This is a genomic window from Sphingomonas sp. GM_Shp_1, from assembly GCF_026540895.1.
Lineage (GTDB): Bacteria > Pseudomonadota > Alphaproteobacteria > Sphingomonadales > Sphingomonadaceae > Sphingomonas.
The window spans coordinates 192,587-218,530 of record NZ_JALNUR010000002.1 but is presented as its reverse complement, the minus strand read 5'-3'; the positions used below and the strand labels follow the sequence as shown (position 1 = coordinate 218,530).

Annotated in this window: 20 protein-coding genes and 1 pseudogene; 10 read left to right on the top strand and 11 right to left on the bottom strand. The window is 66.1% G+C overall.

All coding sequences use genetic code 11. From position 1 onward, the window contains the following. Positions 1–242: 242 nt before the first annotated feature. Positions 243–1,745 (bottom strand): acetyl-CoA hydrolase/transferase family protein, encoded by a 1,503-nt coding sequence (locus OXQ33_RS02205; RefSeq protein WP_267433059.1) that lies wholly within the window; start codon positions 1,743–1,745, stop codon positions 243–245. A 308-nt stretch (positions 1,746–2,053) separates the two neighbouring features. Here OXQ33_RS02205 and OXQ33_RS02200 point away from each other — a divergent pair, with 308 nt between their 5' ends. After that, positions 2,054–2,593: a hypothetical protein gene (locus OXQ33_RS02200; RefSeq protein ID WP_267433011.1), complete on the top strand. Its 540-nt coding sequence runs from the start codon at positions 2,054–2,056 to the stop codon at positions 2,591–2,593. Here the strand turns inward: OXQ33_RS02200 and OXQ33_RS02195 are convergent. Genes OXQ33_RS02195 through OXQ33_RS02180 form a run of 4 tightly spaced genes read right to left on the bottom strand, consistent with a single transcriptional unit; the run spans position 2,590 to position 6,210 of the window. Then, positions 2,590–3,300 carry a Crp/Fnr family transcriptional regulator gene (locus OXQ33_RS02195; RefSeq protein ID WP_267433010.1) on the bottom strand — a complete coding sequence of 237 codons (711 nt, stop codon included), beginning with the start codon at positions 3,298–3,300 and terminating at the stop codon, positions 2,590–2,592. The genes OXQ33_RS02200 and OXQ33_RS02195 overlap by 4 nt on opposite strands. 57 nt (positions 3,301–3,357) lie before the next feature. Further along, on the bottom strand, positions 3,358–3,474 hold the full coding sequence (gene cydX, locus OXQ33_RS02190) for a cytochrome bd-I oxidase subunit CydX (protein ID WP_267433009.1): 117 nt from the start codon (positions 3,472–3,474) through the stop codon (positions 3,358–3,360). A gap of 14 nt (positions 3,475–3,488) precedes the next feature. Then, complete coding sequence (cydB, locus tag OXQ33_RS02185; protein WP_267433008.1) at positions 3,489–4,628, bottom strand: cytochrome d ubiquinol oxidase subunit II; 1,140 nt, start codon at positions 4,626–4,628, stop codon at positions 3,489–3,491. Between the two features lie 13 nt (positions 4,629–4,641). Further along, positions 4,642–6,210 carry a cytochrome ubiquinol oxidase subunit I gene (locus tag OXQ33_RS02180; protein ID WP_267433007.1) on the bottom strand — a complete coding sequence of 523 codons (1,569 nt, stop codon included), beginning with the start codon at positions 6,208–6,210 and terminating at the stop codon, positions 4,642–4,644. A 124-nt stretch (positions 6,211–6,334) separates the two neighbouring features. Here OXQ33_RS02180 and cydD point away from each other — a divergent pair, with 124 nt between their 5' ends. Both cydD and OXQ33_RS02170 read left to right on the top strand, forming a co-directional pair. Beyond that, positions 6,335–7,966 (top strand): thiol reductant ABC exporter subunit CydD, encoded by a 1,632-nt coding sequence (gene cydD, locus OXQ33_RS02175; RefSeq protein WP_267433006.1) that lies wholly within the window; start codon positions 6,335–6,337, stop codon positions 7,964–7,966. After that, the gene (locus OXQ33_RS02170) at positions 7,963–9,561 is read left to right on the top strand and encodes an ATP-binding cassette domain-containing protein (protein ID WP_267433005.1); all 1,599 of its coding nucleotides are present in this window, start codon (positions 7,963–7,965) and stop codon (positions 9,559–9,561) included. The genes cydD and OXQ33_RS02170 overlap by 4 nt, the downstream gene beginning before the upstream one ends. On the opposite strand, the gene OXQ33_RS02165 is transcribed toward OXQ33_RS02170, so the two are convergent. Together OXQ33_RS02165 and hemN are read right to left on the bottom strand one after the other, a co-directional pair. After that, positions 9,558–10,043, bottom strand: a complete 486-nt coding sequence (locus OXQ33_RS02165) for a Crp/Fnr family transcriptional regulator (protein WP_267433004.1) — start codon at positions 10,041–10,043, stop codon at positions 9,558–9,560. The genes OXQ33_RS02170 and OXQ33_RS02165 overlap by 4 nt on opposite strands. Positions 10,044–10,235: 192 nt before the next feature. Further along, entirely contained in the window at positions 10,236–11,558 is a 1,323-nt protein-coding gene (hemN, locus tag OXQ33_RS02160) for an oxygen-independent coproporphyrinogen III oxidase (RefSeq protein WP_267433003.1), read from the bottom strand. 212 nt (positions 11,559–11,770) lie between these two features. Between hemN and OXQ33_RS02155 the strand changes: the two genes are divergently transcribed. From OXQ33_RS02155 to OXQ33_RS02125, 7 genes are all read left to right on the top strand, one after another. Then, positions 11,771–13,951, top strand: coding sequence for a TonB-dependent siderophore receptor (locus tag OXQ33_RS02155; RefSeq protein ID WP_267433002.1), 2,181 nt, complete (start codon positions 11,771–11,773; stop codon positions 13,949–13,951). 160 nt (positions 13,952–14,111) lie between these two features. After that, on the top strand, positions 14,112–16,013 hold the full coding sequence (locus OXQ33_RS02150; protein ID WP_267433001.1) for a TonB-dependent receptor: 1,902 nt from the start codon (positions 14,112–14,114) through the stop codon (positions 16,011–16,013). Between the two features lie 113 nt (positions 16,014–16,126). Next, positions 16,127–16,546, top strand: a complete 420-nt coding sequence (locus OXQ33_RS02145) for a hypothetical protein (protein ID WP_267433000.1) — start codon at positions 16,127–16,129, stop codon at positions 16,544–16,546. 134 nt (positions 16,547–16,680) lie between these two features. Further along, complete coding sequence (locus tag OXQ33_RS02140) at positions 16,681–17,082, top strand: VOC family protein (protein ID WP_267432999.1); 402 nt, start codon at positions 16,681–16,683, stop codon at positions 17,080–17,082. A gap of 173 nt (positions 17,083–17,255) precedes the next feature. Then, positions 17,256–18,242 (top strand): alpha/beta hydrolase, encoded by a 987-nt coding sequence (locus OXQ33_RS02135; protein WP_267432998.1) that lies wholly within the window; start codon positions 17,256–17,258, stop codon positions 18,240–18,242. A 379-nt stretch (positions 18,243–18,621) separates the two neighbouring features. Continuing rightward, positions 18,622–20,349 carry a ubiquinone-dependent pyruvate dehydrogenase gene (gene poxB / locus OXQ33_RS02130; protein WP_267433058.1) on the top strand — a complete coding sequence of 576 codons (1,728 nt, stop codon included), beginning with the start codon at positions 18,622–18,624 and terminating at the stop codon, positions 20,347–20,349. 26 nt (positions 20,350–20,375) lie between these two features. Then, a complete protein-coding gene (locus OXQ33_RS02125; protein ID WP_267432997.1) occupies positions 20,376–20,864 on the top strand; it encodes an FUSC family protein in 489 nt (162 codons plus the stop codon). 568 nt (positions 20,865–21,432) lie between these two features. Here OXQ33_RS02125 and OXQ33_RS02120 read toward each other — a convergent pair. The 4 genes and pseudogenes from OXQ33_RS02120 to OXQ33_RS02105 form a co-directional block, all read right to left on the bottom strand. Next, positions 21,433–21,597, bottom strand: a pseudogene (locus OXQ33_RS02120) (RNA polymerase sigma factor SigJ); the annotation flags it as partial. A gap of 514 nt (positions 21,598–22,111) precedes the next feature. Beyond that, positions 22,112–23,110, bottom strand: a complete 999-nt coding sequence (locus tag OXQ33_RS02115; protein WP_267432995.1) for a hypothetical protein — start codon at positions 23,108–23,110, stop codon at positions 22,112–22,114. A 400-nt stretch (positions 23,111–23,510) separates the two neighbouring features. Next, positions 23,511–24,824: a hypothetical protein gene (locus OXQ33_RS02110; RefSeq protein WP_267432993.1), complete on the bottom strand. Its 1,314-nt coding sequence runs from the start codon at positions 24,822–24,824 to the stop codon at positions 23,511–23,513. Next, entirely contained in the window at positions 24,793–25,845 is a 1,053-nt protein-coding gene (locus tag OXQ33_RS02105) for a hypothetical protein (RefSeq protein ID WP_267432992.1), read from the bottom strand. Before OXQ33_RS02105 ends, OXQ33_RS02110 begins: the two co-directional genes overlap by 32 nt. Positions 25,846–25,944 lie beyond the last annotated feature (99 nt).

Below are 25,944 nucleotides of genomic sequence, written 5' to 3'. Positions count from 1 at the left end.
CCTAGAGCGGGATGACATCAGGTCGATCCACCCCTCCCCTTCAGGGGAGGGGCTCGGCTCGGGTCGACTCCATGTCATCCCGCTCTAGCGCCGGTCGACAATCATATTCGCGCGAAGACGCGAAGACTGTGTTCGCGCGGAGGCGCGGAGAACGCGGAGATGTCGTGCCTGACGCGACGGCCGTCCGTTTTTGCCATGCGACGATGAGTGAGGCGCGCTGCCGCTCATGGGCTCGACCATGGTCAACCCGGCAGCATCGTCCCGGTTTCCATGAAGCGACGATGCCAGGACAGCGCCTCGGCGGGGAGCGAGGGGGCGTGGAGGCCGTAGGAACCGCCCTCGGCGCGCATCGCATAGTCGGCGAGCATCGGGCGGTAGGCGGGATGGGCGCATCGTTCGATCACCGCCCGCGCGCGCTGGCGCGGGGAGAGGCCGCGCAGGTCGGCCAAGCCCTGTTCGGTCACGATCACCTGCACGTCCTGCATGATATGGTCGACATGCGAGGCCTGCGGCACGATGGCGGAGATCTTGCCGCCCTTGGCGGTGGAGGGGGTCATGAAGATCGAGACATAGGCATTGCGCGCGAAATCGCCCGACCCGCCGATGCCGTTCTGGATGCGCGATCCCATTACCAGCGTCGAATTGACGTTGCCGTAAATGTCCGCTTCGATCAGCCCGTTCATCGCGATGCAGCCCAGGCGGCGGACCAGTTCGGGATGGTTGCTGATCTCTTGCGGGCGCAGGATCATGCGGTCGCGGTAAGCCGCCATGTTCGCATTCAGCCGCGCCGCCGCCTGCGGGCTGAGCGAAAAGGCGGTGGCCGACGCCATGCGCAGCTTGCCCGTATCGAGCAGGTCGAGCATCCCGTCCTGGATCACCTCGGTATAGGCGGTCATCGGCTCGAACGGCGCGTCGACCAGGCCGGACAGCACCGCATTGGCGATATTGCCCACCCCCGACTGGATCGGCAGCAGCGCGGGGGGCAGGCGTCCGCGCGAAACCTCATGGGTCAGGAATTCGATGATGTGTCCGGCGATGGCGCGCGCGGTATCGTCGGGCGCGGCGAAGGGCAGGTTGCGGTCGAGTGCCTCGGTCTCGACGATCGCGACGATCTTGTCGGGATCGCAGGCCAGATAGGGCGTGCCGATCCGGTCGTCGGGCCGAACCAGCGGGATCGGCACGCGGTCGGGCGGCAGGCGGGTGCCGTAATAGATGTCGTGCATCCCCTCCAGCGCCGCGTCCTGCCAGCGATTGACCTCCAGGATGACCCGGCCCGCGCGGTCCAGCCAGGTCTTGTTGTTGCCGACCGAGGACGAGGGGATGAGCGATCCGTCTGCGCGGATGCCCGACACCTCAACGATCGCGGTGTCGAGCGTTCCCAGCACCCCCTCCCAGGCCATCGGCGCGACCTGGCTGAGATGCATGTCGAGATAGTCGATCTCGCCGCGATTGATCTTTTCGCGGGCCACCGGATCGCCGCTATAGGGCAGGCGCTGCGCTATGCCGTCGACCGCCGCCAGCGCCCCGTCGAGTTCGGGCCCGGTCGAGGCACCCGTCCACAGATTGACCCGGAAGGGCCGCCCCTCGGCATGCGACGCCGCCATCCGCCGGGCCAGCGCCTGCGGCACCATCTTGGGATAGCCGGAGCCGGTGAAGCCGCTGGTCGCGACCGTCTCGCCTGGACGGATCAGCGCGGCGGCGGTGTCGGCATCGGTGATACGCGAACGAAGGGCGGCACAAGCGATACGGTCGGGTCATTGCTTCTCCAACGCTGGCAGGCAGGGGCAGAGCCGCCGCCCGCCGCGATTTCATACCGTCAGGTCGAGGACCATACGACCCCTGATCTCACCCCGACGCCGGGATCGCGACCAAGATCATCCCGTCCTTCACTTCGGGCTTGGGGACTTCTCCTGTCGAATGATGGGGCAGGGATGGGCGCCGCCGCCGACACGCGCCTTGACCATGGTCAAAAAAGGGCGAGGCGCGCGATTTGACTATCGTCAATGCGAGGACCGCCGTCCGTCGCCACCCGGGGCGGCGAAGGAGACGACCCATGATGGACCGCAACCCGCTTCAAGGCAGCGTCGTGCCGTTCGCACGTCGCTGGCACGTCATTCACGAGATCGACCTGATCCGTCTGCTCCAGGAACATCGTCGTCGCTTGATCTTGTGTCGACAGGCGGAGGCGATGGCGGACGGCTTGCCCGACCGCCCCGAGCGGGCCGCCATGACCCTGTTCCTGAAAGCCCTCGAAACGCTGGTGACGCGGGGTGAGCGGACCGATGGCGCTTATCTGGAGGCGATGCTGTCGAACGGGCATGACGATCCGCTGATCGACACGCTGCTCGACCATGTCCGGCACCGGCACGAGGCCGATGCGGCGGCGGCGCGCGAGCTGGTCGCCGCCTTTGCCGAGGCGGATGCGTTCGCCGCGCCTGAGACGCTGGGCCATATGCTGCGCAGCTTCTTCACCGGCTGTCGCCGCGCGGTCGATTTCGAGCAACTGGTCATCATCGCGCTGGCCGGGCATCGCCTGACCCCGGAGGCGCGTGGCCTGCTGGTCGATGCGCTGGCGGAGAGTTTGGCGGCTTAAGCGGCTTCCGCCCGTGCCGCCAGCGCCTCGCGGTCGCTGATCGTGATGGCGCGGCCGCCGGGCAGGCCGATCAGGCCGCCCTGTTTCATCCGGGTCAGTTGGCGGCTGACCGTCTCGATCGTCATGCCGAGCACATCGGCGATCTGGCCGCGGGTCAGCGGCAGGTCGAAGGTCACCGGCCCGTCGCGGCTGGCCCGGCATCCGCTGGCCCCAGCCCGTGCCGCCATGTCGAGCAGGAAGCCTGCCAGCTTCTCCCCCGCCGACTTGCGCGCCAGCACCAGCATCCGCCCGCGCGCCTCGTTCAGCGACTCGAAGGTCCGCTGGAGCAACAGGCGCTCCATGCGCTGGTGATCCTCCAGCACCCGCTCGAAGGCGGCGCGGGGAAAGACGCACAGTTCCGCCTCGGTCAGCGCGGTCAGGGTGAAGTCGACATCGCCCGCATAGGGCTGTCCGAAGAAATCGGCCGGATAGAGCAGGCCGACCGTCTGCTCGCGCCCGTCGGCGGTGGCGGCGACCAGCTTCAGCACGCCCGTCAGCAGGTTGCCGCAGATCACCGCTTCGTCCCCCGCCCAGGCGATGGTCTGGCCGCGCGCAACCTTGCGACGCTGGCCGATGGCGTTCAGCGCGAGCAGCTCCCGGTCGTCCAGGCTGCCGCACAAGGCCCGGTCGCGCACCGCGCAATCGGCACAGATGTCGTTCGGGATCATGGCCTTGCCTTATAGCGCGGCCATGATCCCCTGTCGTCGGACGGATTGTCCTATCTGTCAGTGTCGCGGCGACACGTCATCCTCCTGTGGCAGATGGAACTCATGCCACATCCCGTTGAGGATGCCGAAGCCGATGGCGAGGCCCAGGCCCAGAACCCAGGAAAAATACCACATGGGTCGTTCCTTTCTCAGTAGAAGTCGGGGTTGGTGCGCACCGCCTCCGTCGTCACCCGTCCGAACATCACCCGGTAGGCCCAGGCGGTGTAGGCGAGCACGATCGGCAGGAAGACGAGCGTGACGAACAGCATGATGCCGAGCGTCTTCTGGGTGGACGAGGCGTTCCACACCGTCAGGCTGCTATGCGCGTCGATGCTGGACGGCAGGATGAAGGGAAACATCGCGCAGCCCACGGTGGCGATAATCCCCGTCGCGGCGAGCGACGATCCGGCAAAGGCCAGCGCCTCGCGTCCCGCCCGGATGCCGGCCAGCGCCAGCGCGGCTCCGGCAAAGCCCAGCGCGGGCAGGGCCATCATCCAGGGATAGCGCGTATAATTGTCGAGCCATGCGCCGCCCGCTTGCTCCGCCGTCATGCGCAAGGGGTTGGAGGGGCCAAGCGGATCGACCGCGCCGACGATCCGATAGCCGATGTCACCCCAGGCGACGAAGGCGAAGCCGACCGCGAACAACAGGATGGAGGCGACGGCCGCCACCGTCCCGAAACTGCGCGCCCGATCATGGACGGGGCCATGCTCGACCTTGATCGACAGCCATGCCGCGCCGTGCAGCACCAGCATCGCCACCGACAACAGCCCGCAGACCAGGGTGAAGGGCGTGAACAGCCCGATGAGCGTCCCATCGTAAAAGGCGCGCAGGTCACCATCCAGGCGGAAGGGCGCACCGAGCAGCACATTGCCGACCGCCACCCCGAAGACGAGCGCGGGCACCAGTCCCCCGACGAACAACGCCCAGTCCCAGCGGCTGCGCCAGGCCGGGTCGGGCCTTTTCGACCGATATTTGAACCCCACCGGCCGCAGGATCAGCGCGGCCAGCACCAGGAACATGGCGAGGTAGAAGCCCGAGAAGCTGACCGCATAGACGAAGGGCCAGGCCGCGAAGATCGCGCCGCCGCCCAGGATGAACCAGACCTGGTTTCCCTCCCAGGTCGGCCCGATGGAATTGATGACCATCCGCCGCTCGGCATCGTTTCGCGCGACGAAAGGCAGGAGGGCGGCCACGCCGAGGTCGAACCCGTCGGTCAGGGCGAAGCCGATCAGCAGCACCCCCAGCAGGGCCCACCAGATCAGGCGCAACATCTCATAATCGAACATGTTTTGGCCTCCTTCAGGCGGTGACGGGAATGGCGGCGGGGATCGGGCCGGGCGCGGGCTGGTCGTCCCGCTCCTCCGGTCCGTGCGCGATGGCGGCGAGGATCAGCCGGACCTCGATCACCGCCAGCACACCATAGAGCGCGGTAAAGCCCGCCAGCGTGGTCCACAGCGCCCCGCGCGACAGCGAACTGGTCGCCAGGAAGGTCGGCAACACGCCCTCGATGGCCCAGGGCTGCCGACCCAGCTCGGCCACGACCCAGCCCAGCTCGATCGCGATCCAGGGCAGCGGGATCGCCGCCACCGCCAGTTTCAGGAACCAGCGCGAATCCATGTGCATCCGCAGCGAGCATAGCGTGAAGGCGGTGGCGAACAGCGCGATCATCGCAAAGCCGATCGCCGCCATGATGCGGAAGCTCCAGAAGAGCAGCCCGACATCCGGCACCGTGTCCCAAGCCGCCGCCTCGATCTGCTTGGGGCTGGCGGCGCGCGGATCGGCCATTTGCCGCTTGAGCAGCAGGGCATAGCCCAGGTCGCGCTTGTGCGCCTCGAACCGGGCGCGCTGGGCGGCATCGTTCGGGTTCGTCTTCAGCCGCTGAACCGCGTCATAGGCGATCACGCCGGAGGCGATCCGCTCCTGCGCCTTCAGCACGAGTTCGGACATGCCCGTGACCGTGCCGTCCAGGCTGCGCGTCGCGATCAGGCCGAGCAGCCAGGGAATCTCGACCTTGTACCGCGTCTCGCGCGCGACCGTGTCGGGATAGCCGAACAGGGTCAGGCCGGAGGGACCGGGCTCGGTGTGCCAGACGGCCTCGATCGCGGCGAGCTTCATCTTCTGGTTGTCGGTCAGCGCATAGCCGCTCTCGTCGCCCAGCACGACGACCGACAGCGAGGAGGCGAGGCCGAACGCCGCCGCCACCGTCATCGACCGGCGCGCGACGGGCAGGAAACGCCCCTTCAACAGCCAGAAGGCGGAAACGCCCAGCACCACGACCGAGGCACAGACATAGCCCGCGCTGACCGTGTGGACGAACTTGGCCTGGGCGACGGGATTGAACAGCACCGCGCCGAAGTCGCTCACTTCCATCCGCATCGTGTCGGGATTGAAGCTCGCGCCCACCGGATTCTGCATCCAGCCATTGGCGACAAGGATCCACAGCGCCGACAAATTGGTGCCCAGCGCGACCATGAAGGTGACGATCAGATGGCCCAGCTTCGACAGCCGGTCCCAGCCGAAGAACATCAGCCCGACGAATGTCGCCTCCAGGAAAAAGGCCATCAGCCCCTCGATGGCCAGCGGCGCGCCGAAGATGTCGCCGACATAATGCGAGAAATAGGACCAGTTGGTGCCGAACTGGAACTCCATGGTCAGGCCGGTGGCGACGCCCAGCACGAAGTTGATGCCGAAGATTTTGCCCCAGAAGCGCGTCGTTACCCGCCACACCGGGCGGCTGGTCATGACATAGACGGATTCCATGATGACCAGCATCATCGACAGGCCGAGCGTCAGCGGCACGAACAGGAAGTGATATAGCGCGGTGGCCGCGAATTGCAGTCGCGACAGGTCTACGACGCCGGGGTCCATGGCATGTCTCCATAAAAGGAGCCGCCCCCCGGCCCCTTGCTGGCCGACTCGCTAGGCCCGCCAGCCGGTGCCGACATTGACCGCGGTCAAAGACTAAGGGGGCGGTCGGGGCGACCGTCGCGGCATGACGATGATCGCCGATGCTCCCTCGATACCCAGGATGCGCAACCGCTGGTTGAAGGGGGCGGCCGGGCGACGCGACGGCGTGGCGGGTCTGTTGCTCCTCGATACGCTGGCGGCGGTCGGCTTTGCGGCGGGTGTCGCGGGGGGCGTGACGGCGGTGACCGGGCAGGGGACGGTGTGGCCCTGGGCCCTGGCGATGCTGGGCATGGGTGCGTTGCGTGGGGTTTTTGCGACCTTGGCATTGCGGCGGGGCGCGGTGAGGGCTGGGACGGTCAAGCGGGCGCAGCGGCTTCGCGCCGTGACCGCCTCGCTGCGTCGAAAGCCGGGTGTCCCGGCCGATAGCGGCCTGCTCGCCACGCAGGCCGTCGATGCGGTCGAGGCGCTGGACGGCTATGTCGCGCGGTTCCTGCCCGCGCGCCGGGCCGCCGCCATCGCGCCGATTCTGGTTTTGGTCGCGACCGCTTGCGCCAGTTGGGTGGCGGCGGTCATTCTCGCGGGCACCTTGCTGCCCTTCGTGGCGGCGATGATCCTGGCGGGCGGTGCGGCGGCGGACGAGTCGCGTCGGCAATTCGTCGCCCTGCACCGCCTGTCGGCCCGCTTCGCCGACCGGGTGCGCAGCCTGCCGGTCGTACTGGCCTTTCGGGCCGAGACACGTGAGACCGAGGCAATCGGCGCGGCGGCGCAGGAACTGGCCGAGCGGACGATGCGTGTCCTGCGGGTCGCCTTCCTGTCCTCCGCCGCGCTGGAATTCTTCGCGGCGCTGTCGGTGGCGCTGGTCGCGGTCTATTGCGGTTTCGCCCTGCTGGGCCTGCTGCCCTTCGCCGTGCCCCAGACGTTGACCCTCTCCCAAGCCTTTTTCATGCTGGCGCTCGCCCCGGAATTCTATGCGCCGATGCGCCGCCTGGCCGCCGTCTATCACGACAAGCAGGCGGCGGAGACGGCCGCCGACACCCTGATGGCATTGGCCGAACAGGAGCCTATGCCTTGGGTCCGGGGCGCGGCCCCGCTGGTCCTGCGCGATGTCGCCATCCATCATCCGGGCAGCGACGCCCCCGCCGTCTCGCACCTGTCGCTGCGGATCGAGGCGGGCGAGACGGTGGCGCTGCTCGGCCCCTCGGGCAGCGGCAAGACCAGCGTGCTGCACCTGCTGCTAGGGCTGGCGCCGCTATCGGCGGGCACGATCGAGGCGGACGGCGCCCCCCTGGTCTCGCTGGCGGGACAGGCGAGTTGGGCGGGGCAGCATCCCCTGCTGATTGCGGGCAGTATCCGCGACAATCTGATGCTCGCCCGTCCCCAGGCGGATGAGCTGGCGATCCAGCGTGCGGTCGCGGCGGCGGGCTTGGGGCCGATGCTCGCGGCCCGGCCGGGTGGCCTCGACGCGAAACTGGATGCGCGGGGCAGCGGCCTGTCCGGCGGCGAGCGGCGGCGGATCGCGCTCGCCCGCGCCTTGCTCAACCCTGCGCCCTTCCTGCTGCTCGATGAGCCGACCGCGCATCTGGACGCTGTCGCCGAAGCCGCGCTGACCGCGACCATCGCACGCGCCGCGCACGGACGCACGACGCTGATCGCCACACACAGCCCCGCGCTCGCCGCCATCGCGACGCGCATCGTTCATCTGGGACCGGCGGCATGACGTTACGCCATCTGATCGCTGCCGAACGCCGCCGGGAGCGTCGCCGCCTGCGACAAGCGGGGATGTGCGCCGCGCTGGTCGCCATCGCCTCGGTATGGCTGCTCGCCCTGTCGGGCTGGTTCCTGACCGCCGCCGCGCTGGCGGGGGGCGCGGGGATCGTCGCGGCGCAGGCGTTCAACTATATGCTGCCCTCCGCCCTGATCCGCTTGCTGGCGATCGTGCGAACGGCTGGGCGCTATGGCGAGCGGCTGGCCAGCCATGGCGCGGCGTTCGGGGCGCTCGCCCGGCTGCGGCCCGCGCTTTACCGTGCGATCACCGCCGCGCCGCCCTCGGTGGCGCTGGCGCTCGGCCGGGGGGAGGCGACGGCGCGGCTGATCGGCGATGTCGACGCGGTGGAATGGCGCTTCGTCCGTCTGTCAGGGCCCTGGGGTGGCGTGGCGGCGCTGGCGTCGGGCGCGGCGCTGACCGCGCTCGGCGGATGGCCGGCCATGGTCGCGACGCTGGCCTGTGTCGCGGCAGTGCTCGGCCTGGCACAGCTCTGGGCCCGCCGATTGGATCAGCCCGGCCGTGCCGTACAACAGGCGATGGGGGGTCTGCGCGAAGAGGTGGCGACGATGGGCGGCGCGGCGGCGGAACTCCGCTGTTTCGCGCTGGAGGATTGGGCGGCTGCCCGGATTGCGGCGGCGGGAGATCGGCTCGCCGAAGCGCAGGAGCGACAGGCGGCGGTGGTGGCGCGGTTCGAGGCGCTGCACGCGGTGAGCATCGCCCTGGCGGCGGCATCGGCGCTGGTGCTGTCGGCAGGGGCTGGCGCACCGCTGGCGGCGCTCGCGGCCCTGGCGGCGGCGATGACAGCCGATGCGACCGCGCCGATCCTGCGCGCGATGACCGAGAGTGGACGGCTCCGCGGGGCGGAGGCTCGGCTGGAGACGGTGTTCGACGCGGTGGAGGCAGAGCGTCCGGCTATCGAGGTTCCGCTCGACACGCACCTCGTCATCGACGGCCATGCCTTCGCACCGGGCAGCCGGATCGCGCTGACCGGACCATCGGGCTGCGGCAAGACGACGTTGATCGAGGGATTGCTGGGGCTTCGTCCGCTACCGTCCGGACGGATCATGATCGGTGGCCGGGATGCGGCCACGCTTCCGCCCGCGACCTTGCGTGCGACCTTCGCCTGGGCTCCGCAGGACGCGGGCCTGATGGCGGGCACGGTTCGCGACAATCTGCGGCTGGCGGATGCTGATGCGACGGAGGATCACCTGTGGCAGGCATTGCACGACGCCGCGCTCGATGCCGTGGTGCGGGCGCTGCCCGAGGGGCTCGACACATGGCTGGGCGAGGACGGGGCGCGGCTGTCGGGGGGAGAGCGTCGGCGGCTGTCGCTGGCGCGCGCCTATCTGGGGCATGCGCCCTGGCTGCTCCTCGACGAGCCGGGCGAGGGGCTTGATGCCGTGGTCGCGGCGGAGGTCGCGCGGCGGCTGGACGCGCGATTGAGGCGGACGGGGCAGGGGATGATCCTGGTCAGCCATCGCCCGGTGCTGTCGGCCCTGTGCGAACGGCAATGGGCGGCGAACGGGCAGGCCCGGTCCGCCGCCTAGCCTGCGATGATCGCGAGGCGGGTCCGGTCGAGCAGGCACACCCCGCGCAGGCCGGACAGCACGATCAGCCCGTCTTGCGAAAAGCCGGTCATGTGACGGCTGACCGTCTCGACCGCCAGGCCCAGGGCCTCCGCCATCGCAGCCCGCGACAGCGGCAGGTGGAATAGCGCGTCCCCTTCCACCTTGCACCGCCGCGCCATGTCGAGCAGCAATGCGGCGACCCGCGCCTCGGCCCGCGCACGGGCCAGCATCGGCGTCCAGCGCCGCACCTCGGCCAGCGTCGCCATCGTCCGGCGCAGCAGCCATCGCCCGGCGGCGGGGTGGCGGACCAGAATCTCCTCCAGCGCCAGACGCGGATAGACGCACAGATCGGCATCGCTCAGCGCGGCGATCATGTCGGTGGAGCGGTCGGTAAAGAGCGTCCCGACGAAATCGCCGGGGTAGAGCAGGCCGACGATCTGGGCACGGCCATCCGGCTCCATGCGGGTATCTTGAGCACGCCCGAGACGAGATGGGCGCAATGGCTTGCGGGGTCGCCGATCCAGCCGAATGCCTGTCCGATGCCCAACCGGCGGCGGCGACCGATATCATGGAATGCGGCAAGCGCCGTTCCGTCCAACCCGTCGCACAGCGCCATCCCGCGCGCGGCACAGGCGGCGCAGCGCGGCGGAAGGTCACACCGCATGGCTGAAGCGCATGTCGTCCGTGCTGCGCCAGGCGTCGAAGGCGGCGGCGATGCTGCGGGCATAGGGCAGCGCGTCCTGCGTCAGGCGCAGGCGGTGGCCTTCCCAGCCGAGCAACCCCGCCTGCTCGAAGCCGGAGAGCCGGGTGCGAATGGCATCGCGCTCCGGCAGGCCGTTCGTCTCCGCGACTCCTTGGCACAATACCCCCGCAATCGCCGCGCCCCGCCGCCGGTCGAGCGGTGTCCGATGGATGCCCCGCGCGGTCGCGAAACGGCCGGCCCCGATCGCCCGATGCCAATCGCCCGCCTTCTTCGCATTCTGAAGCAGGCGGTCGGGAAATTCGCTGATCGCGCTGGCCCCCAGCCCGATCAATATGTCGGCGGGATCGTCGGTGAAGCCCTGGAAATTGCGGCGCAGCGTTCCGCCCGCCGCCGCCCGGGCTAGGGAATCGTCCGGCTTCGCGAAGTGATCGAATCCGACCGCCCGATAGCCCGCCGCCGTCAATCGCTCATGCGCCAGCGCCGCCTGCGCGAAGCGTGCCGCCGCACCCGGCAGCGCGGTCGCGTCGATCCGGCGCTGGCGTGGGATCAGATGCGGGACATGGGCATAGCCGAAGACCGCCAGCCTTTCGGGCGCCAGCGCGATGCTGTCGCTCAAACTCGCCGCAAGGGCCGCGTTGCTTTGGCCGGGCAGGCCGTACATCAGGTCGAAGTTGATCGACCCGACCCCGGCCTCGCGCAACAGCGTGACGGTGCGGACGATGTCCTCATGCGGCTGGACCCGACCGATCGCCGCCTGAAGCACGGGATCGAAGGTCTGCACGCCCAGGCTGACCCGCGCGACCCCGGTCTCCGCGATGACGCGCGCCCAGGCGGCATCGAAGCCGCGCGGATCGACCTCCAGCGATAGCGGTGCATCCTCGCAGGCAAAGGCCGTACGCAGGTGCGTGACCAGCGCGGCAAAGGCATCGGGCGCGATGGCATTGGGGCTCCCGCCGCCAAAGGCGATCCGCCCGATCCGTCCCCGCCCATCCAGCCGGGCGGCGACCATGCCGATCTCTTCATGCAGTCGCGTCAGATAGGCATCCAGCCGCGCCGTCCGGTTCGCCGCCCCCGTATTGCATCCGCAATACCAGCAGATCGCCCGGCAATAGGGGATATGCAGATAGAGCGACGCGATGTTGTCCGCCCCGACCGCGTCGAGCGCGGCGGCCATGTCGTCATGATCCACCCGGTCGCCGAACTCGGCGGCGGTGGGATAGCTGGTGTAGCGCGGCACGGGCCGGGCGAGCAGGTCGGGATGATAAGGCCACATGCCGGGCACTGTGCCCTAAGGGTGCGGACGTGCCTTTGACCGCCGTCAAACCGGCCTTTCCTGATCGTTCGGGCGGCGGGTGAGGGTGGCGACGGGCGTTTTGGAAGCGCGCTGTTCGCCGGTCGGCGATGCAGGTCATCCACGGTTGACCCCTTCCCAATGCATGCTAATGCGAGCCCATATCATTAAGAGGGGTCTCAATGACGGGTGGTGTGTCTGCGGCAGCCTATGGCTGCCGATCGGTGCTGGCGTTGATGCTGGTCGGTTGTGCCGTGCCTTCGATCGCGATGGCGCAGTCGGCACCGGCGCGCGAGACCGGGCAGGCGGACCGGACGACGGACGATCGCTCACGCGAGCGGGACGATATCACCGTCATCGGCCGCTACACCACCAATGACCGTTTGGATTCCGCCACGGGCCTTGGCCTGACGATCCAGGAAACGCCGCAATCGGTGACGGTCGTCACCTCGCAACGGCTCGACGACCAGCAACTGCGCAGCCTGACCGACATCGCCAACAATGCCGCCGGTATTTCGGCCAAGGCGTTCGACAGCTCGCGCAACGTCTTCGCCGCGCGCGGTTTCGATATCGAGAATTATCAGATCGACGGCATGCCGTTGCAATTCCAGGCAGCCTATAGCGCCGGCGAATCCGAACTGGACCTGTCTCTCTATGATCGGGTCGAGATCGTGCGCGGTGCGACGGGGTTGCTGACCGGCGCCGGCAATCCGTCCGCCTCGATCAACCTCGTCCGCAAGCACGCCACGAGCGATCACCTGACGGGATCGTTCACCGCCTCGGCGGGGCGCTGGAACGACTATCTGCTCCAAGCCGACGTCACCAGCCCGGTGACGCGCGACGGCAGCGTCCGCGTCCGCGGTGTGGCCCGGTTTCAGGATTCCGATTCCTATGTCGATCTGCTCGGCAACCGGAAGGTCGTGCTGTACGGGGTGCTGGATGCGGACCTGACGCCGTCGACGCGGTTCAGCGCGGGGGCGAGCTATCAGGACAACGATCCCCGGGGGACGCTGTGGGGTGGCCTGCCGATCTGGTATGCCGATGGCAGTCGCACCGACTGGCGCCGCTCCAAGACGATCGGCGCGGACTGGACGAGCTGGGGTTCGACGCAGCGCACGGCCTTCGTCAATCTGGAACAGGATTTCGGGCGCGACTGGACGCTGCGCCTGTACGGCAATTACGGCCGGAACAGCGGCGACATGCGGCTGCTGTACCTGACCGGACAGCCCGACCGCACGACCGGGCTGGGCATGGCCGCCATCCCCGCCCGCTATGACAGCCGGCTCTCGCAACTGGACCTGACCGCGCGGCTGACCGGCACGTTCGAGCTGCTCGGCCGCCGCCACAATCTGATCGCGGGCGCCAGCTATGCGCGGCAGGGTCTCGATTTCTATGGTTATGACAGCAGCCCCGCCGCCGCCGTGGGCGATTTCAACGCCTGGGACGGCTCCTTCCCCGAACCGATTTGGGGCGCACGATCGCAGGTGGTGGACGTGCGCACCAGGCAATGGGGCTATTTCGCGGCCACCCGCCTGTCGCTTGCCGATCCGCTGAAGGTGATTTTGGGCGCGCGTCTCGCCTCCTGGGAGCGGGACGGCCTGTCCTATGGCACGGTCGCCGATTATGGCAAGCGTGGCGAGTTCATCCCCTATGCCGGTATCCTCTGCGACCTGACGCCCAATCACACGGTCTATGTCAGCTATACCGAGATCTTCCAGCCGCAGGACGCGCAGGACCGCAATGGCGGTTATTTGCCGGCGGTGACGGGCAAGAATTACGAAGCGGGCCTCAAGAGCAGTTTCTTCGCGGGGCGGCTCAAGACGGCGCTGTCCGTCTTCCGGGTGGAACAGGACAATCTGGCGCAGGTCGATGCGGGTTACCTGATCCCCGGCACGATCAACCAGGCCTATTATGCCGCCAACGGCGCGCGCAGCACGGGTTTCGAGGCCGAAGCCAATGGCGAGATCATGCCGGGCTGGGCGGTGAGCGTGAACTATACCCAGTTCAAGGTCCGCGATCGCGACGACAAGCGGGTGAACAGCAACTACCCGGATCGCCTGCTGCGCCTGTTCACCACCTATGAGGTGCGGGGCGGCGGCTTGAGAGGGCTCACCATCGGTGGCGGCGTCAACTGGGAGGGGGAGAGCTATACCGACACCACCAACCCGGTGACGAACGCCCCCGAGCGGTTGCAGATCAACGATTATGCTCTGGTCAACCTGATGGCACGCTATCCGGTGACGGAGCGGTTGTCGGTGCAGGTCAATGCGGACAATATCTTCGACAAGACATATTACTCGCAGATCGGCTTCTACAATCAGCTTGCCTATGGGCGCCCGGCCGACGTGAAGGCGACGCTGCGCTACGCCTTTTGATTCAGGAGACTTCTTCGCCCGCCGAAGGGGCCGCGCTGATCCAGACCCCATATGGGGCATGGCCCGATGCAGCAGTGCGGCCGATCCGGTTTGATCTTGGTAAGCCGCAAGTCCCTCGCTAGGGGATGCGGCGGGGGCAGACATGCGGAAATGGGCATTGATGACACTCGCGGCCTTCGGGTTCGCGGGTGAGGCAGAGGCGCAGCGCGCCGACCAGAACGCCGCGCGAGCGGCCGAGGACGCGTTCGGCGTCAGCTACGCCAACGAGTCCGTCGGACTATACGATGAGGAGGACGTGCGCGGCTTCTCACCGATCGATGCGGGCAATGTCCGTATCGAGGGGCTGTATATCGATCAGCAGGCGGACGTCAGCTATCGCATCGTTGACAGCTCGATCATCCGGGTCGGCCTGACGGCGATCGACTATCCATTCCCGGCGCCGACCGGGATCGCCGATTTTCGCCTGCCCGAGGCGCCCGAGGCCCTGGTCCTCAGCCCCCGGTTGAACGCCGGCACGTTCGGCGACGCCAGTATCGAGTTCGACGTTCGCGCGCCGATCGCCGGTCGGACCTTGTCGGCGGCGGGCGGGTTCGGCCTCTATCGTGACGATGAATGGTTCGGGGGCACGCCGAAGGTCTTCTCCGGTGGGATCAGCCTCCGGTGGCGGCCCGCGCCCGATACCGAGATCATCCCGTTCTGGAGCCTCGACTCGATCTGGAGCGAGGAGGCCCTGCCGACCTACTTCACCGGCGGCGCGTTCGTCCCGCCGCGCGTGCGTGATCGTCGGCGCTATACGGGGCAGGACTGGGCGACCAACACCGGACGCGGCAGCAATACGGGCCTGATCGCACGGACGAAGCAGGGGGACTGGTCGGTGGCGGGCGGTCTGTTCCGCTCGATCTATGCCGTCAGCCGCGATCGGACGACCCTGTGGCTCGATGTGGACGAGGCGGGCACCGGCACGGAAACCGTCTATGCGGCCCCGCCGTCGCGCTATGCCTCCACTTCCGGCGAGGTGCGCGTGTCCCGCACCTTCACGGACGGTCCGCGGCTGCATCGCTTCCATGCCTCGGTGCGCGCCCGCGATCAGGCCCGCCTCTATGGGGAGGCGGAGGCGGTCGAACTGCCCCGACGCAACATCGCGACGCGCGCGCCGATCGCCGAGCCGTCCTTCACCTTCGCGGAACGCACGCCCGACGACGTTCGACAGGTGACGGGCGGCATCGCTTATGAGGGGCGCTGGAAGGGGCGGGGCAGCCTCAACATCGGTATCCAGAAGACCGATTATCGCAAGCATGTCCGTCCGCCCGGGCGCGAGGCCATCCTGTCGCGCGACCGGCCATGGTTGTTCAACCTGATGGCCTCGATCGACGTGGCGTCCGGCCTGTCGGCTTATGCCGGGGTGACGCGAGGGCTGGAGGAAAGCGAGGTCGCCCCGGATATCGCGGTCAACCGCAATGCGGCGCCGCCCGCGCTGCGGACGCGGCAGGTCGATGCCGGCGTGCGCGCCTCGCTGGGCAAGCTGCAAGCGGCTGTGGGCGTGTTCGATGTGCGCAAACCCTATTTCAATCTCGACGGTGCGAACCTCTACCGCCGGTTGGGCGAGGTCCGCCATCGCGGTATCGAGGGGTCGTTGAGCGGGGACATGACGCCGTTCGCCAGCATCGTTGCGGGCGCGGTCCTGCTCGATCCGCGCGTCACCGGGGAATTGGTCGAAGACGGAACGATCGGCCCGCGCCCGGTCGGCACCAGCCGCAGTCGCATCGTCCTGGCGCTGGACGTGCATCCGGAAAGCTGGCGCGGATCGTCCTTCGATCTTCAGGTGACGCGGCATGGCGGATCCTTCGCCGACCAGGCCAATGCCGTCCGCCTGCCGTCGCGTCCAACCGTCGCCCTGGGCGCGCGTCACCGGCTCCGGCTCGGGCAGCGCGAGGTGATCGCCCGCGTTCAGGTGATGAACCTGTTCGATAGCTATCGGTGGATCGCCGACTCCTCGGGGGGCCTGACCTACAATGCCGGCCGCTATGTCGGCTTCTCCCTCGCGACCGATCTGGAGACATAGGCGGCCCAGGTGAATCGGGAAAATGGTCCGATGCTCGTCATCCCTCTGCCGCTCCATCGTCCTTGGCCAGGATCGCCGGTTGCGGGCACCGGCCCGTCTGATATCATCCGGCCATGACCGCGATTGTCCGTTGGTTTGCCATCAAGGCGGAAGTCCCCGACCCCGACGCGGCCTCGTTCGTCTTCGTCGCCCAGAAGACGATGTACGGTGGGAAAGGCGCGAAGGTTGGCGACGTCATCTTCATCTTCGCGAGCGAAAACCATGGCGGCACGGGATTGGTGGCCAAGGGGGTGATAACGGCCTGCGAAAGCATAGCGAAAACGGCCGAACGACAGACCCCGCGCATCTCGATCGCCGTCGAGCGAAGTGGATCGAACAAACGACCGCTGGGACGCGCACAGCTTCGTTCGTTTCGTGGGCAGGCTGGTGATGCGCCGGAGGCGGAACTGGACTTCAAGCTTTACCGGCAAGCCACCGATAAGATCGTGGGATTGACGGACGGCACGGGAAAATTCCTGAACGGCCTGTTCTGACGGAATCGACCGGCATCGGATCGGGCATGCCGAGGATGCCGTAAGCGGGCAGCGACCATGGTGCGCCCATCGATGACTTCTGCGATATGGTTTACCCCGACGCCTGCACAGAGCGCCTCGTTGCGGAGTCCCGAATGCTGACGATCAAAGCCATCGACCATATCGTCTTCAACGTACGCGACGTGGAGGCCTCCGCCGATTGGTACGCGCGCGTGCTCGGCATGGAGCGGGTGGACATCACATCGGATTCCGGCGAGCCGCGCACCAGCATGACGTTCGGGCGAAACAAGATCAATCTGCGCCCCATCCATAGCTCGCAGGAGAGCTGGTTCACGGGCAGGGCCCCTTCGGTCGGCGGCCAGGACCTCTGTTTTCTGACCGACGCCTCCCCGGACGCGGTCGCCGCGCACGTTCGATCGTGCGGCGTCGATATCGAACTCGGCCCGGTTACCAAGAGCGGGGCGCTGGGGCCCATTCGCTCCATCTATGTGCGCGATCCGGACGGCAACCTGATCGAGATATCGTCCTACGAATGACCGCGCCGCGCAGGGCCGTTATGCTGGGCCTGCACGTCCGGTTCTGCGCCCGGCCGTCTTTCGGACCGTGTATTTGTTGGAATGGTCGAGGGGCTGCTAGGGTGTGACAGCGGCTCGGCGACCCCATTGGCGCCGGCCCGCAAAGCTGTTGGCGTTGAGAGTAGCGTATCGACATGAGCGATCAGAAATCCGGCGTTGCCGTCCATGGCCGCCTTATCCCTTTCCCGGCGTCGATCAGTCCGGAGGCACGCGCCAGTCTCGAACGACAGGTGAACGACGATGGGGTGCCGCTGAACGCACTCTACGCGATGCCGCTGCCCGACGATCATGCCGGTTGGATGACGATCAAGGCGGCCGCCGACGGGCAATATGCGGCTGCGGTGAAGGCGCTCGCCGGCATCTTGCGGGCAAGCGTCGAGACCGTCCGGACCGATGACGCCACGATCCATATCGCCACGCCGGAAACCGTGCTGAAGCCGGATTGCGCCTATCTCGATTTTCATGGCGGGGCGCTGGTGGTGGGTGGTGGTGAGGCCTGCAAAGCGCAGGCGCGAATGCACGCCGATCAGCATGGGGCGGTCTGCTATGGCGTCGACTATCGCATGCCCCCGGAGCATCCCTATCCGGCCGCGCTCGACGATGCGCTGGCCGCCTATCGCTATGTGCTGGAACGCCATGCGCCGTCACGCATCGTCGTGGGCGGACGATCGGCGGGCGGCAATCTGGCGGCTGCGATGCTCCTTCGCGGACGAGACGAAGGGATGCCCATGCCCGCCGGGATGATCCTGTTGTCACCGCAAGTGGACCTGACCGAGTCCGGTGACAGCTTCCAGGTCAATCAGATGGTCGATGTGGTGCTGCCCGGCTCTCTCATGCGGAACAACCAATTATACGCTGGCGGCGCCGACCTCTCCCATCCCTATCTTTCGCCGTTGTTCGGCGATCTTACCGGCTTTCCGCCGACCTTTCTGCAATCGGGAACGCGCGACCTTTTCCTGTCCAACGCGGTGCGGATGCACCGGGCGTTGCGTCGGGCGGATGTCGATGCCGAACTGCATGTCTTCGAGGCCATGCCCCATGGCGGGTTCCAGGGAAATACGCCGGAAGATCGGGACCTTGCGGCTGAGGTGTCGAGATTTGCGGACGCCCGTTGGCCATAAGGCGCGTTCCCCAAATTCCAATGGGAATGCCCCGTTTTGCTTTCCAGGGCCAATCGACGTTCGGATATGCCCTTCTTCCCTCGCCCCTCTCTGAGGGGAGAGGGAAGAAGGCGTAGCTTGAATGTCGATCGGCTTGAGGACGAGGAGGATGACAGCAGCGACGACGGGGTCAGTCCAGGGCGGGTGCCGGTGCTGCTGGGCGTGGCCGTCTTCCGCCCGCTTCCCTGATCACCGCGACATCGCATGCCATGCATCATTGGCACGGCACGTTGCAAAAACATCATGGTTCTCGAAGGAAGCCAATCCGTTGCCGCCTCGTTTCGCCCTTGCAACGTGAAGACGGTGGCCCTGTGCCCCGACTGATACAAGAAGAGGACGGATTGTGGCCGAGACGATTGCCGACCTGTTGAACCGCACGCTGGTCGAAGCGGGCGTGGAGCGCATCTGGGGCGTGACGGGCGACAGCCTGAACGCGTTCAACGACAGCCTGCGCAAATCGGGCCGGATCCAATGGATGCATGTCCGCAACGAGGAGGCGGGCGCCTTCGCGGCGGGGGCGGAGGCGGCCGCGACCGGTACGCTGGCGGTCTGTGCGGGCAGTTGCGGGCCGGGCAATCTCCACCTCATCAACGGCCTGTATGATTGCCAGCGCAACCATGTGCCGGTCCTGGCCATCGCCGCGCATATCCCGTCGAGCGAGATCGGCCTGGGCTATTTCCAGGAAACCCATCCGACCGAACTGTTCCGCGAGTGCAGCCATTTCTGCGAGATGGTGCAGGAGCCGCGCCAGATGCCCGAGCTGCTCCACCGCGCGATCCGCACCGCGATCGGCCAGCGCGGCGTCGCGGTGCTGGTCATCCCCGGCGACATCGCGCTGAAGCCCGCGCCCGAGACGCGGGCCGTCGCCTTCCCGCCGCTGGCCACCCCGCGCCTGGTGCCAGGGCAGGCGGAACTGGCGAAGATCGCGGACCTGCTCAACGTGTCGAAGGCGGTGACCCTGCTCTGCGGCTCGGGTACGGCGGGCGCGCATGACGAGGTGGTCGCGCTGGCCGAGGCGCTGAAGGCCCCCATCGTCCATGCCTATCGCGGCAAGGAGTATATCGAGTACGACAATCCCTATGATGTCGGCATGACCGGGCTGATCGGCTTTTCGTCGGGCTATCACGCGATGATGGAATGCGACACGCTGCTGATGCTCGGCACCGACTTTCCCTATCGCAACTTCTACCCTGAAAAGGCGAAGGTCGTTCAGGTGGACCGCGACCCGAGTGCGCTCGGTCGCCGCGTGCCGCTCGACCTGGGCGTGGTCGGCGATGTCGTAGAGGTGGCGCGGGGGCTGATCCCGCTGATCCGGGGCGAGCGGGACGACCGGTTCCTGGAGAAGGCGCGCGCCCATTATCGCGAGGCCCGCAAGGGGCTGGACGATCTGGCGACCCCGCGCGATGGCGACAAGCCGCTCCACCCGCAGTTCGTCGCGCGCACCATCGACCGGCTGGCCGCCGAGGATGCGATCTTCACCGCCGATGTCGGGACGCCCGCCGTCTGGGCGGCGCGCTATCTGACGATGAACGGGCGGCGGCGACTGATCGGATCGTTCAACCATGGTTCGATGGCCAATGCGCTGCCCCAGGCGCTGGGTGCGCAGGGTGCCTTTCCCGCGCGACAGGTCGTGTCGATGTCGGGCGATGGTGGCCTCGCCATGCTGATGGGCGACATGCTGACCGCGGTGCAGATGAAGCTGCCGATCAAGATCGTCGTCTTCAACAACTCCACGTTGGGCTTCGTGGCGCTGGAGCAGAAGGCGGCAGGCTATGTCGACGAGAATGTCTCGCTCCAAAACCCCGATTTCGGCGCGATCGCGCGCGAGATGGGCTATTTCGGGGTCCGGGTGACGCGGTCCGATGTTTTGGAGGGTGCATTGCGCGACGCCTTCGCGCATGACGGCCCCGCGCTGGTCGACGTCGTCACCGAGACTCAGGAACTCATCATGCCGCCCAAGATCCAGGCCGAGCAGGTGAAGGGCTTCAGCCTCTACGCCGCCCGCGCGGTGCTCAGCGGACGCGGCGACGAGGTGCTGGAACTGGCCAAGGCCAACCTGTTCCGGTGAGGCGACCGCCTGCCCTGCGGTCGTGGGTGACCGCGGCCGTGTCCCGCACGGAGGCGATCCGCTCGATCGCCTTCGTCGCGCGCTGTACGGCGGCCGCCGTACTGGCGCTGGTGATCGCCAACCGGATGGGGCTGGACCATCCGGTGTGGGCGAGCGTGTCGGCGCTGGTCGTGTCGCAGGACAGGCTGGGCGACACGCATAGATCGCTGACGTCGCGGATCGCGGCGACGGTCGTGGGCGTGGCGGTGGCGTTGCTGGCCGCCATCATGATGCGCGGGGCAGGGCAGGTCGCGATGCTGGCGGTGGCGGTGGGTATCACCGCCAGCATCGCCCGCCTCCGCCCGGAACTGCGGGTCTGCATGTGGACATCGGTGATCGTGCTGCTGACGGTACCGCCCGGTGGATCGATCGTCACGGCCGCGCTGGCGCGTGCCGAGGAGGTGCTGCTCGGCGTCGCCGTTGGCGCTGCTGCGCATTGGATATCCGAGCGCTTCCTGTTTCGTCGGGGGGCGTGACCTGAGGCGAAACCTTGTTCGCCATGTTGCGGCTTATGGCCGCGTCGTCACAGGCGTTGAGACCGCCGGCAAACCCGGCGCGGTTCAAACCGCCTTGAAGCTAGTGAAATCGAACGCCGAACATAGTAAGTGGCGCCATCACGCTCAAGCAGCTACGCACCCATTCTCGCCTCGCTGCGATTGTAGCAGGCAGCCGTTACGATCAACGATTTTCGTAAATTTCCCAAGTTATCAAAATAACCAGGAAGATGGTGCGCTTACAGGACTCGCAACTGTTCATGCAGGCCGTAGAAAAGCTCAGCTTTTAGCCGGCGCTTTAATCCGTGGCCCCCGCGTGGCCCACACCAAATTCGGTCCCTTTTTTGGCTTCAAACCCGTGCCGGATGGGACACCGTGCATTCCCTTGAAAGCCTGTGAGATGGGTGATTCGTTTCGTGTTTTGAACCGTTCGCTTGTTCGACCACTGACCCTTAATGAAAGTCACTGGATGGTTGCCGGGCAAGCCCCTCCTGGCGCGCGCTGTCGAGCACCGGGACCGTTGTACCCGCCGCACTACAAGCAATACCTCCTAATTGAGCGGGACTTCTAGGTGCTGCAGCTTGTCGGGATTGCGCATCACATAGATCGCTTTCAACGCGCCTTGCTCGACGAGCAGTGCGGTCGTCTGAAGCAGGCCGTCAGGCTCGCGGGTGACGAAACCGGGCAGACCGTTGATGTAGGCGTAGCGGATCAGCCGTTGGCGCGGGCGCTGCTCGCAATTGCCCTTCTCGGCGTGATGGGATTTGTTGTTTATTTTGTCCTGAATTGCTGACCGGCCGATCTCCAGGGCACGCTATCCCAAAACAAGTCCGTGACGGCAAAGCGGCTATGACCCACGTGCGAACGTTCAGCTCCGTTAGAACGCTCGCCGAAACTCGTCATTTGTTCGGGCGGATAGGCTCATATCCCTCGACCAGCCGGCGCAGCCGCATAGAACGGCGGGGATTGGGACAAAGCCGTCTTTTCCAGCTAGCGGCGCCAACGACGATTTCTACTGGCGCGGTCACTGTTACGCCGATCGATCATCAGTGCGGAAGGTGTTACCTTGCGGCGGATGCCCTATTCGGCAGGATCGACATACCGCTGAAGTGACTCGCATTCCGGCCGTAGGGCGGCACGCCGATCATGAAACCTTGCGGACGAACTCGCAACTGGGAGCACCGGGACGTGCGACACCCGCGTCATACGCCTGAACGTCGATGCACTTTCTACTGGGCTGCCGGTGCGGGTTGGACGCGGTTGGTCAACAGGAAGGCGACGCGTTCGCGGTCGGGCATCCTTCGGAGTGTGCCCAACAGGCGGTTCGCCCTCTTCAACGTGCATCCCTCGTCGCCGGCGAGAATGTAATAGTGTCGACCGGGTACGCCCATGTCGCACACCGGTCGCCCCACCGCCGACGCCCCGACGTCAAAGACTCCCCCGCCTACATCCATTTTGTACAGCACGACGCCGACAAGGCCCGATACGCCTGGGTTAGCCAGGCCGATCGCAGCGGCGACAAATGCGAGGCCAGCCAACGGCCAGCGGCGGTCGCGTAGCCGCATCGCGGACTGCACGACGCAGCCAGACAAGACGATTAGGACCATGATCAAAGGTGCAGCATTGGCAGTTGCCTGCGGCAGCCGAAAATTGGCGTTGTGGAGCCACATATCACACCACAGCACTAGCCAGGTCATTGAAAGGAAAGTCCATGTGGACTGGCACACGAGGTTCAAGAGGAACGCGGCCGGATCGATCCCCCCGGCTTCAGTTCTAGATTTCGTATATACGCCGGCGACAATCAGAGGAACGAGAAGAGCGAGCGGTACTTTGAAGTCGAACCAAGGTGCGATCAGGATCGAAGTGGCGATGACGGCCGTCCGCGCGTGTAGAAGGTAGCGAGCCGCGCCATTGTCGGCGATCTGAGGCTCCCACCGCGGGAGCACGAACATGCCGAGGACGCACGCGATCGCCATTGCGCCGAAAAAGGCAAGCCCGAAGAGGGGTTGAGCGTCGCTGGAGAGATCGCCGCCGCTGGACAGCAGCCCGAACACTTCCGCGTATGCGCCGAACGCCATCCAAGACGCGAACGATCCGAATGCGGCCAATACCGCGTATTGTCTGGCCGTCGCGGTACCGACGCGCCGCAACCACCCACGCGCGGCCGACGCGTCCGCATCGAACAGGTCTTCGTCGTACACGGTGAGCGGATCGATAGCGTGAGTCATGCCGGCATCATGGCAGCGGTCGGGCGGTCGGCAAAGATGCCTTGCAATAGTGGCCGGCGCAGGTCGCCTCTCCGGCCTAAGCTCATTCAGTCGTATGTGATTGCCCACAGCCACCAGAGCGGGCAGAACTGGGACGTTTCTGCGGTTCCTTCGCGAGTTAGCGACCGACAGGTTCGGCCCACAACGGTCACTCCCAACATGTCAAAGAGCGACCGCAGGGTGATAGAGATCGGGTCGATGGCGGACTGCCAGCTCTCCTGCGACCGACGTGCGGTAGCTGCCTTCGCCAATCGATATATTGCTCTCGACCCAGGACCTGCCGTCCCACCAACCCGTTAGTAGGCGGATGAAGCGCCCTTGTAAGGCGTTGAGCCTCCACGACGCTGCGCAGCTTGTCTTGCTACGTCCAAATTTTGGGGAAGATCACTAGCGCCGAAATTATAAGGGTGATGAAGCCGCCGATCCCAGCCACCCAGAACAGTGACACTTCGGCTCGACCGGTCGGTGTGAGCACCAGAGCCTGATATTCTGATCGAGGCAGATAGCGATACAGCCGGGATTGCCAACCGCGGCGAAGGTCACGCTGCAGCCAGGTGAACTGAAGGCCTGACAAGATCACCATCGACACGTAAGCCGCAGCGACGATCATGATCGCAATGATCAGGTTGCCAGATGCGGTCGAAGTGACCCGAGCGGCCATGAGGCCGATGCCCACGGCCAGCGCTGCGGCCACGGCTCCCACGATCTGCCGAGTGGCTTCAGTGACCTTGGCGGTTTCCTCGGTCACGGCCTTGCGGAGATCCGCAAGGGCCTTCAGCGTTTCGCTGCTCAGCTGAGCGAGCGAAGCTTGATAGGCGATTTTCGCACCGTCCAAGGCGGCTTCCGCATGTTCGCGTAGATATATCTCGGCGCGATCGGTCTCTATTCCGCTGCGAGCAACTTCGGTGGCGAACAGCGCATGCCGCATCTCTGCTTCGCGAGCGTTTTCAAACACCCAACGGACGCCGCGCTGCAGATTCTTGAAACCATCGATGCCGAGCTCGGAAAGTACCTCGGTGACATCCGTGCTGACGTGGAGCGCCAATCGTGGCGGTCCCTTGAATTTAAGCGAGCCGTTCACCGGATCAATTTCGTCTGGTAGGGCATGAAGCGTATGCATGGCTGCGGCCGCCATCCAGATACGGAAAGTTGAGTTGTCGAAAGGGCCGCCATCAACGTCGCGAAGCAGCCATGTGCGAATATCGCCCGGAGCCCGTGCCTGACCGTTGTATTCGCGCACAAGGGATCGCGGGCTAGCGGTTTCCTCGGCGGGCTCGAACGGACTGACGGGTTCATCCCAGCCTGTAAACCGAACGCCGAGCGTCTCGAAGGGGCGCGATAGCCGAGCGACTTGGCAGACTGATGCGCTGGGCTCGGCGAGCCACGCGGCAAAGCCAACATCCGTCAAGATACGGACCGCGTCGATGCCCGCAGGCGGTTTGAAGATCGTCAAGCGGAACGGAGCTAGATCTTTGTCCAACTCGTCTCGGGTCCATGATCCGTTCGCTTGGTCGAAGATCGTGAGCCGCCAGCCTTCCGCCTCGACGAGTCCGCAGAGCTCGCGCGTTTGTCGAGCCGAGAGGTTCGACGCGCTTACCGTATCAGCGGTCTCGACCACGAAGGCGCCAAGCCCCGGAAGCCGATCAAGCTGGTAGGCGAGTGTTGTCGCGGACAATGCGATCCTCCGTGACGTGTCTCGTCGTAATCGTAATCACCTGGCCGCCGTCGTCAGTGTCGACGCGACGCACCGTTCGTTCGTCAGCGTCGTCCGGATAGATCAGGGTAACGCCCTCGGTCGTCTTCACTTGCCGGGTGGGCGGGCGCTGGAGGATCTGCCCGCTGGGTGGAAAGGCCAAGCCTTCCAACTTAGCGGACCTAAGCTTTCGTCTAGTGCGCGCTTGGAGTTGCGACCGAGTGCTTTCATCCTCGGGATTGCCAGCGGCTGCGAGGATGGCCTCATACACGGCATCCTCATCGATCTGTTGTCTGTCCCGCAACGCAGCTTGCGCGCGCTGGATTGCTCGCGGCACGTTCCGGTCCGGCAGCACGTCCTTGCTCTCGATCAGCGTCTGGCGGACCACGTCTTTTACGGCTTGGGTCAGTTCGCTGTCGCTGCGTTCGCGCCGCACATGGAGGTAGCTGGCGAAATAGTCGCCGATGGCGGGCGCCGCCTTCATCCGGTCAAGAGTCGAAACGGCATCTTCAACAATGCCGTCGACCACCCGGATCATCGCGGACTTCTGAATTGCCTTCTTCTCCGCCACAAACGCCTGAAGAATGCGCCGCAGCAGACTGCCTTCATCCGCATCGGCTTGTTCGATGACTTCCTGATAGTCGTATTTAATCAGGCTGTAGATAGTGACGTCAGGCTCATCGCAACTCAACTCAAATATGAAGAGCGCCCCGGGCTTGTGTCCGCCGTGATGCAGTTTGGCGAACTCTCGCGACAGCGACTGCGCCCCCGCCTCGAAGTTGACCTCCCCTCGTGCCATCTCGCCAATCTTCGCCTTAACCGCAGACTCCGGCTCGAATGCATAGACGCTTGCCGCGTCGGTGTTGCGGATGCGCTCGATGAAGAAGTCGGGATGCTCGACCTCCCGCGCAAGCTCAGGGTTAAAAGGCCCGTCTCGAACCACATGGAGAATCATGTGTTCGATATGCAGCGACGCGAATTGCTGTTCCGATAGAAAACCCATGTGCGACCTCTCCTTGAGCGCTAAACGCTAATGGCAATCCGTTCGCTCTGGCAGCGGCATTCGCAACCAATATGGCAGAGTTCGCTAGAACACAAGGTG